Below are 14995 nucleotides of genomic sequence, written 5' to 3' on the forward strand. Positions count from 1 at the left end.
CCCGTACCGCCCCCGCCCTGTTTCACGTGAAACCAAGGCCAGAACTGACGCCTCAGAGCTGGGTGACGTCCAGCTCCCCGGCCGCGTACTGCTTGCGGATCACCTTCTTGTCGAACTTGCCTACGCTCGTCTTCGGTACGGTCGGGATCACCGACCACCGCTCCGGCAGCTGCCACCTGGCGATGCCCGACTCGGCGAGAAACGCCTTCAGCGCCTCGTAGTCGACATCGGCGGCACCTTCCTTGAGGACCACCGTCGCCAGCGGCCGCTCGCCCCACTTCTCGTCCGGTACGGCGACGACGGCCGCCTCCGCGACGTCCGGGTGGGCCATCAGCGCGTTCTCCAGCTCGACGCTGGAGATCCACTCGCCGCCCGATTTGATGACGTCCTTGGCCCGGTCGGTGAGGGTGAGATAGCCGTCGGTGCTGATCACGCCGACGTCGCCGGTCTTCAGCCAGCCGTCCTCGCTGAACTTGTCCTCGGGCCGCAGGTGCTCGCCGTCGGCCCCGCCGTAGTACGCGGCGGCGATCCAGGGCCCCCGGACCTCCAGCTCACCGGCCGACTCGCCGTCCCACGGCAGGTGCTCGCCCGCCGGGCCGACCAGCCGCGCCTCCACACCGGCCGGGAAACGGCCCTGGGTGATGCGGTACGGCCACTCCTCCTCGGCGCTCAGCCCGGCGGGCGGGTGGGCCATCGTGCCCAGCGGCGAGGTCTCCGTCATGCCCCAGGCGTGGCAGAGCCGGACGCCGAGCTTGTCGTACGCCTCCATCAGCGACGGCGGACAGGCCGCGCCGCCGATGGTCACGTTGGCCATGGAGGAGAGGTCGCGCGGGTTGGCGGTGACCTCGGCGAGGAGGCCCTGCCAGATGGTGGGGACGGCGGCGGCGTGCGTGGGGCGCTCGCGCTCGATCATCTCGGCGAGCGGGGCCGGCTGGAGGAAGCGGTCCGGCATGAGCATGTTGACGCCGCTCATGAAGGTGGCGTGCGGCAGGCCCCACGCGTTCACGTGGAACTGCGGGACCACGACGAGCGTGGTGTCCTTGTCGGTCAGCCCCATCGACTCCGACATGTTGACCTGCATGGAGTGCAGGTAGATGGAGCGGTGGGAGTAGACGACGCCCTTGGGGTCGCCGGTGGTGCCGGAGGTGTAGCACATGGCGGCGGCCTGGCGTTCGTCCAGCTCCGGCCAGTCGTACGTGGTCGGGCGCCCCGCGATCAGCTCCTCGTACTCGTGCACGCGCGGCGCGACCCCGGCCAGCGCCGAGCGGTCGCCGGGTCCGGAGACCACCACGTGCTCGATGCTCGGCAGGTGCGGCAGGAGCGGTACGAGGAGCGGCAGCAGCGTGCCGTCCGCGATGACGACCTTGTCGTCCGCGTGGTTGACGATCCAGGCGAGCTGCTCCGGCGGCAGCCGGAGGTTGAGGGTGTGGAGCACAGCCCCCATGGAGGGAATCGCGAGGTATGCCTCGATATGCGCCGAGTTGTTCCACATGAGGGTCGCCACCCTCTGGTCGCCGTCGACGCCCAGCTCGTCGCGGAGCGCGTTGGCCAGCTGGGTCGCACGGGTGCCGATCTCGGCGAAGGTGCGTCGGTGCGGCTCGGGTTCGCCGGTCCAGGTCGTGACCTGCGACTTCCCGTGAATCGTCATCCCGTGGTGCAGGATGCGGGTGACAGTCAGCGGTACGTCCTGCATGGTGCTCAGCACGGCGTCCTCCCGGTGGGCGCTACGCGGCAGTAGGGTTGCGCTGATTCTGCGCACATACCAAGCGGTATGTCACTACTCGCGGGAGAAAATTCCTGTCCGGGGCACGTGGGCGGGCCTGTCCGGGGGTGCCAGGGGATGCGCGCTCCTCAGCGCACCGGCGTCAGCTCCGGGTCCTCGCGGAGCTTGCCGAGGGCGCGGGAGACGGCGCTCTTCACCGTACCGACCGACACGCCGAGCACCTCGGCCGTCTGCGCCTCGCTGAGGTCCTCGTAGTACCTCAGGACGACCATCGCGCGCTGGCGGTCCGGGAGCTTGAGCACCGCGCGCCACATCGCGTCGTGCAGCGACTGCTGCTCGGCCGGGTCCGGCGCCGGGATGCCCCCCTGCTCGGGCAGCTCCTCGCAGGCGAACTCGTCGACCTTGCGCTTGCGCCACTGCGAGGTCCGGGTGTTCAGCAGCGCCCGGCGGACGTAGCCGTCGAGCGCCCGGTGGTCCTCGATCCGCTCCCACGCCACGTACGTCTTGGCCAGCGCGGTCTGCAGCAGGTCCTCCGCGTCGCACGGGTTCGCGGTGAGCGAGCGCGCGGTGCGCAGCAGGACCGGGCCCCGGGCCCGGACGTACGAGGAGAACGACGCGTACGGCGTGTGCGCGTGGTGGCCGGCGGCGGTGGCGGAGGCCGCCCTGGAGGCGCCCGTGCAGACTGGCGTGGTCATGTACTCAACCTAGGAGCGGGGCCCGCCGAGGGGATCGGCCCCAGGTCCCGAAGGCCCGTCCGCCTCAGGTTGTAGGGGCGGCTCACCCTCCACCTCCTGAAGGTGGACGGGCCACCACCCCGCCATAAGGGTCCGCCCCCGAGACCCTCCGGGATCGTTCAGCCGTCCACGCCGAGGATCAGCCCGGACGTCGGCACCCCCGTACCTGCCGTGACCAGGGACCTCGCCGCCCCCGCCACCTGGTTCACGGAGGTGGAGCGCAGCTGCCGGACGGCCTCCGCGATGCCGTTCATCCCGTGGAGGTACGCCTCCCCCAGCTGACCCCCATGCGTGTTCAGGGGCAGCGCGTCCGCCGCGACGAACGCACCGCCCTCCCCGGGACCGCAGAAACCGAACTCCTCCAGCTGCATCAGGACGAACGGCGTGAAGTGGTCGTAGAGGATGGCCACGTCGATGTCGGCCGGAGCCAGCCCCGAATTGCGCCAGAGCTGCCGGGCCACGACGGCGGTCTCCGGCAGGCCGGTCAGCCCGTCCCGGTAGAAACTCGTCATCTGCTCCTGCGACCGGCCCGCGCCCTGGGCCGCCGCGACGACGACGGCCGGCGGACGGGGCAGGTCGCGGGCGCGCTCCACGCTGGTGACGACGAGCGCCTGGCCGCCGTCAGTCTCCTGGCAGCAGTCGAGCAGCCGCAGCGGCTCCACGATCCAGCGGGAGGCGGCGTGATCGGCCAGCGTGATCGGCTTCCCGAAGAAGTACGCCGCCGGGTTCCGGGCCGCGTGCCTCCGGTCGGCCACCGCCACGTGTCCGAAGACCTCGGGGTCGAGCCCGTACGCGTACAGGTAGCGCTGGGCCGCCATCGCCACCCAGGAGGCGGGCGTGAGCAGCCCGGACGGCAGGTTCCAGCCGAGCGCCGCGCCCTCGGCGGTGGGCTCGCGCCGCTGGACGCCGGAGCCGAAGCGGCGGCCGGAGCGCTCGTTGAACGCCCGGTAGCAGACGACGACGTCGGCCACCCCGCTCGCCACCGCGAGGGCGGCCTGCTGGACGGTGGCGCAGGCCGCGCCGCCGCCGTAATGGACGCGGGAGAAGAACGACAGCTCCCCGATCCCGGCCGCCTGGGCCACGGTGATCTCGGGGCTGGTGTCCATGGTGAAGGTGACGAGGCCGTCGACGTCGGCGGGGGTGAGGCCCGCGTCGTCGAGGGCGGCGGAGACGGCTTCGACGGCGAGCTTCAGTTCGCTGCGGCCGGAGTTCTTGGAGAACTCGGTGGCCCCGATGCCGACGATGGCCGCCTTTCCGCCGAGGGAGTCGGGCCTGCGGATGCTCATAGGGACCGCGCCTCCTGGGGCAGGGCGACGGTGACCTTTCCGGTGACGTGTCGCCCTCTGCGGTTGTCGCCGGTTACCGCGATCTCTACAAGGGCGTCGTTCTCGCCTTCCAGAACCACGTTTTCCAGGCTTTCTATATGACCGGTCAATCGGAGTATGTCGCCGGGGTAGTTGGGTGCGCCCAGGCGGATCGCGACCTTCCGGAGGACGGCCGTCGGCCCGAAGTGGTCGGTGACGTAGCGGCCGACGAGCCCGTTGGTGGTGAGGATGTTCATGAAGATGTCCGGTGAGCCCTTCTCCCGGGCCCGTTCGGCATCGTGGTGCACGTCCTGGTAGTCGCGGGACGCGATGGCGCCCGCGACGATCAGGGTGCGGGTGACGGGGATCTCCAGGGGCGGCAGTTCGGCACCGACGCGGTACACGTCCTTCACAGCCTGCCTCCCGCTATCAACAGGCCGAGTTCCTGCAGGATTTCGGCGCCGCAGCCGAGGTACGCGTCGAGCTGGCGGCCCCAGAGGAAGTGCCGGTGGACGGGGTGGTCGAGGTCGGCTCCGGTGCCGCCGTGCAGGTGCTGTCCCGCGTGCACGACCCGCCGCCCCGCCTCGGATCCCCACCAGGCGGCGGTCAACGCCTGTGCCGCGTACTCCCTTTGCCGGTCATACCGCCAGGCCGCCTCGTACGCCGTGACCCGGATGGCCTCGGTGTCCATATGGGCGTCGGCGGCGCGGAGCAGGACGGCCTGGTTGGTGGAGAGCGGGCGGCCGAACTGCTCGCGGGTGGTGGTGTGCTGGACGGCCCGTGCGAGTGAGCCCGCGCAGACGCCCGCCTGGAGCCCGGCGAAGGCGGTCCGGCCCGCGGCGAGGACCGACGCGTGGGCCTCCGGGCCCGTACCGAGGGATTCTCCCCGTACGCCGTCGAGGCCGAGCCGTCCCGCCGACCAGGGCGCGGTCGTCTCCACCGGCACCACGCTCACGCCCGGCGCCCGCGCATCGACGATCCACAGCTCCCGCTCCGCGTCGGCGACCAGCACATGGGTGGCGTCGCGCAACCACGGCACCCAGGACACGACCCCGTACAACGCCCCCTCCACCGACCTCACTTCACCGTGCACCGGCAACGCTCCCGTCGCCACCGCCGTACCGTCACGCAGCGCGGGCAGCAGGCGCTCCCGCTGCTCGGCCGTACCGTGCCCGGCGACCGCGAGGAGCCCGTACACACAGGTCGCGGCCAGCGGGACCTGGGCGGTGGTCCGGCCCTGCTCCTCCAGGAGGAGTACGAGGCCGAGCAGCCCGATGTCCTCCACCGCACCCGGCAGCCCGGCCGCGCACAGCTCCTTCCACAGGTCGGCGTCCGTACCCGTCCCGGCCGCCGCGGACCGCTCGTGCGTGGCCAGGTCGCCGAAGATCCGCGCGGCCAGCCCCTGTGCGGCTGACTGCTCCTCGCTCGGGGTGAAGTCCATCTCAACCGCCTTCGCTCGCCCGGAAGACCGGAAGTTCCAGCTCGGGGTCCGTACGCAGGAACTCCAGCCGTACGGGCAGGCCGACGCGGACCTTGTCGTACGGCACGCCGACCACGTTTCCGACGATCCGTACCCCCTCGGCGAGTTCGATCAGCGCGACGGCGTACGGGCCGCCCTCGCCCGACGGGTCGAAGGCCGGGAAGGACGGGTGGTGCATCACGACATGGCTGAAGACCGTGCCCTCGCCGCTCGCCGCGATTGTGTCCCACTCCTGGCCGGCGCACGCGTTGCAGCCGGGCAGCCAGGGGAACCGGAGGGTGGCGCAGTCCGCGCAGCACTGGATGAGGAGGCGGTGCTCGGCGACCCCGGCCCAGAATCCGGCGTTGTCGCGGTTGATGACAGGGCGGGGGCGGAGGTCCTTCGCGCGGTGTGCCGGGCGGTACTTGAGGATGCGGAAGCGGTGCGTCCCGGCGAGTTCGCCGCCGGTGCGGACGTCCATCCGGGTGGTGACGAAGTAGCCGGTGCCGAGCTTGGTCGTCTTGCGCGGGGAGACGGACTCGATGACGGCGTCGAAGGTGATCAGGTCGCCGGGGCGGAGCGGCCGCAGGTACTCCTGCTCGCAGTCGGTGGCGACGACGGAGGTGTAGCCGGCGCCGTCGAGGAGGCGGAGGAGTTCGTCGTACGCGGTCGAGCGGGCGTCGGTTGCGTCGTCGGACTCCGGTTCTCCGGTGAGCCCGCGCATCGTCCAGGCCTGGAGCATGGTGGGCGGGGCGACGGCGTCGGGGCCACGGTAGGCGGGCGAGGTGTCGCCCATGGCCTCGCACCAGTGGCGGATCATGGGCGCGTTGACGGGGTCCTTGCCGGTGGCGGCGGTGGCGGCGGGACGGCCTGCGTAGGCGGCGAGCTGCTCGTACAGGGGGTCGTCGGGCGTACCGGACCGGACCTGCACGGTCGGGTAACTCGGGGCGCCTGGGGCCTGCGGGTCTCTTGGGTCACCCGGGGCGCCTGGGGCCTGCGGGTCTCTCGGGGCGCCTGGGGCCTGCGGGGCTCTTGGGCCTCTCGGGTCACCCGGGGCTTGTGGGTCACTCGGGTCACTCAGATCACCCAGGGCTTGTGGGTCACTCAGATCACCCAGGCCGCTCAGGCCACGCGGGCCACGCGGGTCACGCGGGTCACGCGGGTCATCCGGACCACTCAGGGCCCCCGGGTTCACCGCTTGCTCCGGGTCATCCCGAGCCGCATGGTCGCGACGATCTCGCGCTGCACTTCGCTCACACCACCGCCGAAGGTGTTGATCTGCGCGGCCCGGTTCATCCGCTCCAGCTCGCCGTCGGCACCGCTCCCACCCAGGCAGCCGGCCGACCCGCCTCGCAGCAGCCCGGCATCCCCCACCACCTCCTGGCACATCCGATACACCTCCACGGCGCTCTCGGTCCCCGCGAACTTCACGCCGCTCGCCTCCCCGGGCGCCAGCGCGCCCGCCCCCACGGCACCGACGAGCCGCCAGTTCAGCAGCCGGGTCGCCGCGAGCCGGGCGTACGCCTCCGCGAGCCGGGCGCGCACCCACGGCTCGTCGATCCGGCGGCGCCCCGTGGCGGGGTCGGGGGTACGGGCGTGGGCGAGGGCCTCCTCGTAGAAGTCCTCGGCCTGCATGCCGATGGCGGCGAGGGCGACGCGTTCGTGGTTGAGCTGGTTGGTGATGAGCCCCCACCCGTCGTTCTCCGCGCCGACGAGGTTCGATGCGGAAACGCGTACGCCGTCGTAGTAGGTGGCGGTGGTCGTCAGCCCGCCCACGGTCTCGATCGGCGTCCAGGAGAAACCGGGGTCGTCGGTCGGCACGAGGATGATCGAGATGCCGCGGTGCTTGGGCGCGTCGGGGTCCGTGCGGCAGGCGAGCCAGATCCAGTCGGCCTGCTGGGCGTTGCTGGTGAAGATCTTCTGGCCGTGGACCACCCAGTCGTCGCCGTCGCGCACGGCGCGGGTCCGCAGCGCCGCCAGGTCCGTACCGGCTTCGGGTTCGCTGTAGCCGATGGCGAAGACGAGGTCGCCGCTGAGGATCCGGGGCAGGAAGTACGCCTTCTGCTCCTCGGTGCCGTACTTCATCAGGGTCGGGCCGACGGTGTTGAGGGTGACCATGGAGACGGGGGCGCCGGCCCGGTACGCCTCGTCGAAGAAGACGAACTGCTCGTCGGTGCCGCGCCCTTGACCGCCGTACGCGACGGGCCAGCCGAGGCCGAGCATGCCGTCGGCGCCGATCCCGCGGAGCAACCGCCGCTGCTCAGCGGGGTCGTCGCGCCAGCCTCCGCCTTCGGGCAGCGCGGCCGCGAAGTACGCGCGCAGTTCGGTACGCAGCTGCTGCTGGCGCTCCGTAGGGGCGAGGTGCACGGCGGGACCTCCGGGGGACGCGGATCTTTCGGCGTAACAATTTCTGACTATCCGTCAGATCCGCTCGTCGCGTCAAGGGAAACGGCGACAGCCCGTACGGGGCACCGAAGTGCCGCCGCACGGGCTGCTGTTCAGCCGACCGGAACCCACCCCCCGGGAGGTCCCGGACGCCTGGTCACCGAGTAGGCGTGACCGCCGGGCCCATCACCAGAAGAACGGGGTGAAGTTGACGGCGACGCTGTGGTCCGACTGGTCGATGGCGGTGAAGTCCGAGCCGCTGACCTGGGCCGAGGTGTTCTGGTTCGACGCCCCGGCACCGACGGCCTGCTGCTGCGTGGTGGACGAGTTGCCGGAGTTGTTGCCGTCGACGCCACTGCCGCCGACCGTCGCCACGGCCGCGTTCGATCCGTCGTTCGCGAAGGAGCCGTTGTCCGCCAGGGCCACGCCGCCGCAGAGCGCGACGGTCAGGGGCAGCGCGGCGACTGCGGCGAGAACACGAGCGGTACGGATGCTTGCCATGTGAGTTCCTCCAGGAACCGGAAGTCCGGCTTCATAGGCTTCATGCGGGCCCGATGCGGGCTTCATGCGCTTCATATGCGGCTGTTCCCCGGGCAGTTGGCCGACCACTCCGGTGCTGATCACGACGTCGCGAGACCAGAGTTGCCCAGCACATCCCCGTCGAACCGCGCCGCACCGCCCCATTCCCTCTCAAGCATGAAGAAGAGGCGCTAAACCTTCCACGGGCCACCTCTGCCTCTGTCCATGAGGAAAGAGGCGGAGGTGCGCTAGAAGGTGTACCGGGTCTGGCTGAACACCTGGCCGTCGTGCCCGAAGCCGTACGCCGTCGTCGGCGCCACCGCGAACAGCAGGTCCCGGCCCTCGCGGATGCTGTCGCCGAAGCCGAAGAAGGCGCCCTCCGGCGAGGTGATGTGGTCCCCGTACTGCGCCTCGAACGCGGCGATGGCCGCGTCCTGCCGCGCTGGATCCGCCACCTGTTCCGCCGTGCCCTCGACCACGATGTCGAGGCCTCCCGCGAGTGAGCCGTGCCCGGTGGTGAGTGCGCAGTGGGCGTTGCCGGCCAGGTTCCTCGCCTTCTGCCCGCCCGGTCCGGTGCTGAAGTACAGCGTCCCGTCGTGCCAGGCGGCCATCAGCGGTGTGACGTGCAGCCGGCCGTCGGGCCGGACGGTGGTGATCCAGAAGACCTCGGCGTCACGCAGCCTTCTCTGTGCCTCGGCCCAGTCGGTGGCGGTGACGTCCTCCGCACCTGGCCGCGGGTTGAGCGCGGAGCTGTAGCGGGCGTCGAGCTCGGTCGTGGGCTGCTGGGGAGTCATGCGGAACTCCTTCCTTGCTCACTACGACCAAGGCTACGCAGCCCGGTCCGGCGACGCCCGCCCCCACTTCCCTTATTCGAACTCTTGTACGAAACTAGAACCATGGCCACCATCGACCGGCAGACCGCCACCCTGGCCCTCGCCCACGCCCTCTCCGCCGCCGGGCGCGGGCTCCCCGTCTTCCCCCTGTCCGCCACCAAGCTCCCCGCGCTGCGCTCCCCGCACCACGGCGAGCGGCCGCCGGTCCACTGCCGGGGCGAGTGCGGGCTGCCCGGTCACGGGGTGCACGACGCGACGACGGACCCCGCGGCCGTCAGGGCCCTCTTCGCCGCCGCGCCCCGTGCCACCGGCTACGGCATCGCCTGCGGCCGCGCCCCGCACCGGCTCATCGGGGTCGACCTGGACATCGACACCGCGCACGGCAACGACTCGGTGGGCGCCCTCCAGCAGCTGGCACTCCAGCACCTGTTCACCATCCCGCCGACGGTCACCGTGCTCACCCCGAGCGGCGGCCGCCACCTCTGGCTCACCGGCCCCGCCGACACCACGGTCCCCAACTCGGCCGGCCGCCTGGCCCCCGGCATCGACGTCCGCGGCAGCGGCGGCTACCTGGTCGGCCCCGGCTCGGTCACCACCCACGGCCGCTACCGCCTGGCCCCCGGCACCGCCCACCTCACCCCGGCCCCCTGCCCCCGCGCGCTCCTCCGCCTCCTCACCCCGCCACGCCGCGAGCCCACTGCACCCGGTAAGGAAACGCCCCCGGGCCGCCGGGGCGAGGGCCTGATCCAGTTCGTCCTGGCAGCCCACGAGGGCCAACGCAACACCCGCCTGTTCTGGGCCGCCTGCCGCGCCTACGAACACGGCTTCGGCGACGCCCTGGCCGACGCCCTCACCACCGCAGCCATCCGCACAGGCCTCACGGAACAGGAGGCACGTGCGGCCATCGCCTCGGCGGAGCGGCTGACTCGGGGGCGCGGGCGCGACGACTGAGACGACGAACAGCGGACGACGAAAAGAGGCGCCCCGGAATCGGAGCGCCTCTTATGACCGGCACGGACGCCGGCCCGCTGCGGTGGGTGTGGGATTTGAACCCACGGTGACATCGCTGCCACGACGGTTTTCAAGACCGTTCCCTTAGGCCGCTCGGGCAACCCACCCCGCGTCGGCGGCCCGGGCCCGTGATGGCCGATGGGCCGTCAGGGTCCCGGAAGGCCGGTGCGACGCGTAGGACAGCCTAGCCGGTCAGCTGTCGCCCTCGCGCTGACCCAGGGTGACTTCGGCGGTGGACGTCTTGCCGTCGCGTTCGTACGTCAGGGTCACCTTCTCGCCGGGCTTACGGGTCCAGATCTCGCCGATGAGGGTGGGGCCGCTGTCGATCACGGTGTCGTTGAACTTGGTGATCACGTCGCCCGCCTTGAGGCCCGCCTTGGCCGCCGGGCCGTTCGGGGTGACGGAGGGGGTGTTGCCGGCGCCCTCGGGAGAAATCTCGGCGCCGCCGGTCTTCTCCTCCATGGAGACCGTCGCGCCGATCACCGGGTAGACCGGCTTGCCCGTCTTGATCAGCTGCTCGGCGACGTTCTTCGCCTGGTTGATCGGGATCGCGAACCCGAGGCCGATCGAGCCGGCCTGGGACTGGCCGAGGCCGCCGCCGGTCGACTGGATCGCGGAGTTGATGCCGATCACCGCGCCCGTGGCGTCCAGGAGCGGGCCGCCGGAGTTGCCCGGGTTGATCGAGGCGTCCGTCTGGAGGGCGCTCATATAGGAGTTCTTGTTGCTCTGGCCGTCCCCGGAGGCGACCGGGCGGTTCTTCGCGCTGATGATGCCCGTCGTGACCGTGTTGGAGAGGCCGAACGGGGCGCCGATCGCGATCGTGGAGTCGCCGACCGCCACGCTCTCGGAGTTGCCGAGCGGGAGCGGTGTCAGGCCCGCCGGCGGGTTCTTCAGCTTCAGGACGGCCACGTCGTAGCCCTGGGCCCGGCCGACCACCTCGGCCGCGTACTTCTTGCCGTCGGAGAACGTCGCCGACAGTTCGCCGGACTCCGCCGCGGAGGCCACCACGTGGTTGTTGGTGAGGATGTGGCCCTCCTTGTCGTACACGAAGCCCGTACCCGTGCCGCCCTCGCCGTCGCCGCCCTGCGCGTCGATCGTGACCACGCTCGGGAGGGCCTTCGCCGCGACGCCGGCCACCGTGCCCGCCGGGCGCTTGAGGTCCCTCGGGCTGTCCGACGCGGAGACGGTGGTCGAACTGCCGGAGGAGCCGTTGTCGTTGCGGTCGGCGGCCCAGAAGCCGAGTGCGCCGCCGACCCCGCCCGCGACCAGGGCCGCCACCGCGACCGCCGCGACCAGACCGCCCGCGCCCCGGCGCTTGCCGGTGCCGTTGCCGTGGGAGGGGTCGTGGCCGGGCTGCGGGGCGCCCCAGACCGAGCCGTTCCCACCGCCGTTGCCGATGCCGCCGCCGGGCGTGTGGGCCGCGCCGCCGCTCGCGTACGACGGGACCGCGGGCGGAGGCGGGGGCCAGGAGGCGGCGCCCGCGGGGGGCTCGGGCGCCGCTCCGTACGGGGAGTGCGGGGGCTGGTGGGGGTGCTGAGGGGTGTGGGGCTCGGGCTGGTGGTGCGTGGGTCCGCCCGCGTACGCCGGAGGGGCCTGGTGCGCGCCGGAGTGCGGCGCGGAGTCCTGCGGGGTGGCTTGGTGCGCCGGGGTGCCCTGGGCCGTGGGCGTGTGGCGCGGGGCGTCCGTGTGCGCCGGGGTGGACGGTGCGGGAGGCGTCGTGGGGGCCGCCGGCGGGGTTGCCGGCGAGGTCGTCTCCGCACCGGCGCCGTTCTCGGCCTCGCCGTGTACGCCGTCCGCCGTCGGCCCGGGAGCGGTCGGAGCGGTCTTCGGCTCGGGAGTGGTGGCCGGCACGGGAGGTGCGGGCGGAACGGACGGCACGGCCGGTACCGCGTTGCCCTCGGTGCCCTCGTTCTCGGTGCTCACAGCTCTCTACTCCTCGGTTCCACTCGGCATCCGGTCGGCATTCGGCAAGAAATCCGCTGTGCACGTGTCTGCGGTCAGCTTTTCCCACAGCGCGTCGGGCCACTGTAAGCAGGACCTGTGCATCCGCACACCAATCTTTACATCAGACAAAACGGTCCTCCCACGGTGACATGGTTCGCCTACCCCCTCAGCGGTGACACCATGGCCCGGGTGACCCACGCACGGCAGCGCAGCCCGCACACCTCCATCCAGGTCGTCGCCCACCGCGGGGCGTCCGACGACGCGCCTGAACACACCCTGGCCGCCTACCGCAAGGCGATCGAGGACGGCGCCGACGCCCTGGAGTGCGACGTCCGGCTGACCGCCGACGGCCACCTCGTCTGCGTGCACGACCGCCGCGTGAACCGTACGTCGAACGGGCGCGGCGCCGTCTCCGCCCTGGAGCTCGCCGATCTCGCCGCCCTGGACTTCGGCTCCTGGAAGGACCGCGAGGAGTCGCCGGACTGGGATCCGGTGCCGGGCGAGCTCACCTCCGTACTCACCCTGGAACGGCTCCTGGAGCTCTTCACCGAGGTACGGGCCACCGGGCGGCCGCTCCAGCTGGCCATCGAGACCAAGCACCCCACCCGTTGGGCCGGACAGGTCGAGGAGCGGCTCCTGAACCTGCTGAACCGCTTCGAGCTGGCCACGCCGCCCCCCGACGAGCCCTCCCCCATCCGGATCATGAGCTTCTCCGGCCGCTCCCTGCACCGCGTCCAGGCCGCCGCGCCCGCGCTGCCCACGGTCTACCTGATGCAGTTCGTCTCGCCCCGGCTGCGCGACGGACGGCTGCCCGCCGGTTCCCGGATCGCCGGACCCGGCATGCGGATCGTGCGCAGCCACCCGGGATACGTCGAACGGCTGCACCGGGCGGGCCACCGGGTGCACGTGTGGACGGTGAACGAACCGGTGGACGTGGAGCTCTGCGCCGAACTCGGCGTCGAAGCCATCATCACCAACCGGCCGAAGCAGGTGCTGTCCCAGCTGGGCCGCATTTAGTACCCCTCAGCCACACAACAGGCACGCGGAACACCCGCGCACCACCGTGACAGGGAGTACACCGGCGCATTCACTGCGCGTTCGGCCGCCACGAGTGCGCCACCAGCCGTGCCTTGGCCGGTTTCCGGCGCAGCTCAGTGGGGCATCCAACCCGTGGCGTGGGGCAAAGGAGGTCTCGGGGGTGGCGTTGGTGGTGGCACAAGAGGTGCCTGCGTCGTCGAGCATGGCCGTTCCCCATGGCCCTGCCGGCGTGGGACAGGCACGGCACCGGATGCGTGAGCAGTTGCGCGGCAACGGAGTGTCGGACGCGGTGGTGGACGACGCCGTTCTCATTCTTTCCGAACTGCTCAGCAACGCCTGCCGGCACGGCAGGCCGCTGGGGCGGTACACGGATGTCGGTGACGGCGACATCCGGGCCGCGTGGCGCGTGGACACGGGTGGCGGTCTGACCGTGGAGGTCACGGACGGCGGCGGTCCGACCCGTCCCGTTCCCGCCACCCCTTCGGTGACGGCACGCGGCGGGCGCGGGCTCAACATCATCAGCGCGCTGGCGCAGGAGTGGGGCGTACGGGACGACTCGTCCGGCGAGGTCACCGTCTGGGCCCATGTCCCCTGCCCCAAGCCGCCCGAGCTCGGCGCGGTCGGCGGACTCACCGGGTTCGAAGGGCTCGACTTCTCCGACATCCTCGACGACGCGAGCTGACACGGGCCGTGAAGCCGATGCCGTGAGGTGCCGCAGGCCGTGAAGCCGATGCCGTGAGCTGAGGCGGGCTCAGCCGACCGCCTGCGTCGGCGAGGGCCGCGGAGGGCGGGTGTCCGGCGAGGGTGTCGCGGGCCGCTAGGCTCGCGCCGAGACCGCACTGTCGCAATCGGGAGAATGCCCACCATGGCCAAGAAGCGCCCTCAGACCAAGGCCGGGAAGCAGCAGCTCAAGGCCGGTGAGATCCCGGTCGTCGGGGCCCGTGAGCCCTGCCCGTGCGGTTCGGGCCGCCGTTACAAGGCGTGTCACGGACGCGCCGCCGCCCAGGCCGTGACCGAGCTGGTGCACCGCCCGTTCGAGGGCCTCGCGGGCGAGAGCGACTGGGTCGCCCTGCGCGAGCTGGTGCCCGCCGCCACGGTCGAGCTGACGCTGAGGGGCGGGCTGCCCGAGGGCGTTCCGTCGGTGACGCTCGCGACCGTTCTGCCGATGGCCTGGCCCGCGCTGCGCCGCGACGACGGCTCCGTCCTCCTCGCCCTGCAGAACGACACCTCCTCCGGCGACCTCAGCCGCGACCTCGCGGACACGCTCCAGCGTGCGCTGGAGGTCGAGCCCGGCACCCCGGTCGCCGCCCGCCGCGTACCGGCCGACGGGCCGCGGCTGCAGGATCTGCTCGACCCGGAGGCCGCGTTCGAGCCGGTCGTCCACACCGGCTTCGAGTTCTGGGTGCCGGACGCGGAGAACACCACCCCCGAGGTGGCCGCCTCCCTGGAGCGCGCGAACGCCGCCGCGATCCCGACGGTGCTGCTGTCCGGCGTCGACGCCGCGTACTGGTGCGAGACCCCGGACAAGAACCATCTGCGCTGGGTCATGCCGCACCCCGAGGAGCAGCTCCTCGACGCACTCGCCCGGCTGCACGCCGCCGGCACCTCCTCGCTCGGCGAGGACACCCGGCTGGTCGGCTCGTTCCGGGCGCACGGTCTGGTCGTTCCCGTCTGGGACCTGCCGACCTCGATGGGGGCCGAGGCGTGCGAGAAGCCCGCCGTCGCCTTCGCCGAGCGGCTGGCGACGGCGCTCGCCTCCGACGCCCCGCTCACCGCCGAGGAGCGCCGGGCCCGCGGCGGTCTCACCAACCGCCAGGTGACGCTCAGCTGACCTTTCGGACGCTGTGCCGGGGTCCTGCCGGGGCCCCGGCGACGCCCGCTCCGATTCGGTGAACCGTGTCACAACTCACCGTACTCACAAGTAAATCGCCGCCCCTGTAGGCCAGATCGAATTTGCGAACGGCAGATCTCTTGTTACCGTTCTAGAAGCCCGGTCGCTGGTGCATCCCCCGTCGCCAGCGACCGGGCGTCTGCGTTTCCGGCCG

Annotated in this window: 14 protein-coding genes and 1 tRNA gene; 4 read left to right on the plus strand and 11 right to left on the minus strand. The window is 71.9% G+C overall.

Translation table 11 applies throughout. The features are described 5' to 3' along the window. Positions 1 to 52 precede the first annotated feature (52 nt). From ACIRR8_RS09190 to ACIRR8_RS09230, 9 genes are all read right to left on the minus strand, one after another. Positions 53 to 1705 carry a long-chain fatty acid--CoA ligase gene (locus tag ACIRR8_RS09190; RefSeq protein WP_404061054.1) on the minus strand — a complete coding sequence of 551 codons (1653 nt, stop codon included), beginning with the start codon at positions 1703 to 1705 and terminating at the stop codon, positions 53 to 55. A gap of 146 nt (positions 1706 to 1851) precedes the next feature. Continuing rightward, positions 1852 to 2418 (minus strand): SigE family RNA polymerase sigma factor, encoded by a 567-nt coding sequence (locus ACIRR8_RS09195; protein ID WP_392071693.1) that lies wholly within the window; start codon positions 2416 to 2418, stop codon positions 1852 to 1854. A 158-nt stretch (positions 2419 to 2576) separates the two neighbouring features. Continuing rightward, positions 2577 to 3743 carry a lipid-transfer protein gene (locus ACIRR8_RS09200; RefSeq protein WP_404061057.1) on the minus strand — a complete coding sequence of 389 codons (1167 nt, stop codon included), beginning with the start codon at positions 3741 to 3743 and terminating at the stop codon, positions 2577 to 2579. Further along, positions 3740 to 4174: a MaoC family dehydratase gene (locus tag ACIRR8_RS09205; RefSeq protein WP_404061060.1), complete on the minus strand. Its 435-nt coding sequence runs from the start codon at positions 4172 to 4174 to the stop codon at positions 3740 to 3742. Before ACIRR8_RS09205 ends, ACIRR8_RS09200 begins: the two co-directional genes overlap by 4 nt. Beyond that, a complete protein-coding gene (locus ACIRR8_RS09210; RefSeq protein ID WP_404061062.1) occupies positions 4171 to 5202 on the minus strand; it encodes an acyl-CoA dehydrogenase family protein in 1032 nt (343 codons plus the stop codon). The genes ACIRR8_RS09205 and ACIRR8_RS09210 overlap by 4 nt, the downstream gene beginning before the upstream one ends. Position 5203: 1 nt before the next feature. Continuing rightward, positions 5204 to 6151: a bifunctional MaoC family dehydratase N-terminal/OB-fold nucleic acid binding domain-containing protein gene (locus ACIRR8_RS09215; protein ID WP_404061065.1), complete on the minus strand. Its 948-nt coding sequence runs from the start codon at positions 6149 to 6151 to the stop codon at positions 5204 to 5206. Positions 6152 to 6411: 260 nt separating this feature from the next. Continuing rightward, positions 6412 to 7587: an acyl-CoA dehydrogenase family protein gene (locus tag ACIRR8_RS09220; protein WP_404061068.1), complete on the minus strand. Its 1176-nt coding sequence runs from the start codon at positions 7585 to 7587 to the stop codon at positions 6412 to 6414. A gap of 204 nt (positions 7588 to 7791) precedes the next feature. Beyond that, the gene (locus tag ACIRR8_RS09225; RefSeq protein ID WP_404061071.1) at positions 7792 to 8106 is read right to left on the minus strand and encodes a hypothetical protein; all 315 of its coding nucleotides are present in this window, start codon (positions 8104 to 8106) and stop codon (positions 7792 to 7794) included. Between the two features lie 266 nt (positions 8107 to 8372). Further along, entirely contained in the window at positions 8373 to 8918 is a 546-nt protein-coding gene (locus tag ACIRR8_RS09230) for a pyridoxamine 5'-phosphate oxidase family protein (RefSeq protein WP_404061073.1), read from the minus strand. 102 nt (positions 8919 to 9020) lie between these two features. On the opposite strand from ACIRR8_RS09230, the gene ACIRR8_RS09235 reads away from it, so the two are divergent. After that, positions 9021 to 9908, plus strand: coding sequence for a bifunctional DNA primase/polymerase (locus ACIRR8_RS09235; RefSeq protein WP_404061075.1), 888 nt, complete (start codon positions 9021 to 9023; stop codon positions 9906 to 9908). 80 nt (positions 9909 to 9988) lie between these two features. On the opposite strand, the gene ACIRR8_RS09240 is transcribed toward ACIRR8_RS09235, so the two are convergent. Continuing rightward, a tRNA-Ser gene (locus ACIRR8_RS09240) sits at positions 9989 to 10075 on the minus strand. A gap of 85 nt (positions 10076 to 10160) precedes the next feature. Then, positions 10161 to 11891: a trypsin-like peptidase domain-containing protein gene (locus ACIRR8_RS09245; protein WP_404061078.1), complete on the minus strand. Its 1731-nt coding sequence runs from the start codon at positions 11889 to 11891 to the stop codon at positions 10161 to 10163. 201 nt (positions 11892 to 12092) lie between these two features. Here ACIRR8_RS09245 and ACIRR8_RS09250 point away from each other — a divergent pair, with 201 nt between their 5' ends. From ACIRR8_RS09250 to ACIRR8_RS09260, 3 genes are all read left to right on the plus strand, one after another. Continuing rightward, positions 12093 to 12929: a glycerophosphodiester phosphodiesterase gene (locus tag ACIRR8_RS09250; RefSeq protein ID WP_404062534.1), complete on the plus strand. Its 837-nt coding sequence runs from the start codon at positions 12093 to 12095 to the stop codon at positions 12927 to 12929. Between the two features lie 94 nt (positions 12930 to 13023). After that, positions 13024 to 13632: an ATP-binding protein gene (locus tag ACIRR8_RS09255; protein ID WP_404061081.1), complete on the plus strand. Its 609-nt coding sequence runs from the start codon at positions 13024 to 13026 to the stop codon at positions 13630 to 13632. A 183-nt stretch (positions 13633 to 13815) separates the two neighbouring features. Then, positions 13816 to 14781 (plus strand): DUF5926 family protein, encoded by a 966-nt coding sequence (locus tag ACIRR8_RS09260; RefSeq protein WP_404061084.1) that lies wholly within the window; start codon positions 13816 to 13818, stop codon positions 14779 to 14781. Positions 14782 to 14995: the final 214 nt, after the last annotated feature.

Source organism: Streptomyces sp. NPDC101178 (assembly GCF_044767965.1).
Classification (GTDB): domain Bacteria; phylum Actinomycetota; class Actinomycetes; order Streptomycetales; family Streptomycetaceae; genus Streptomyces.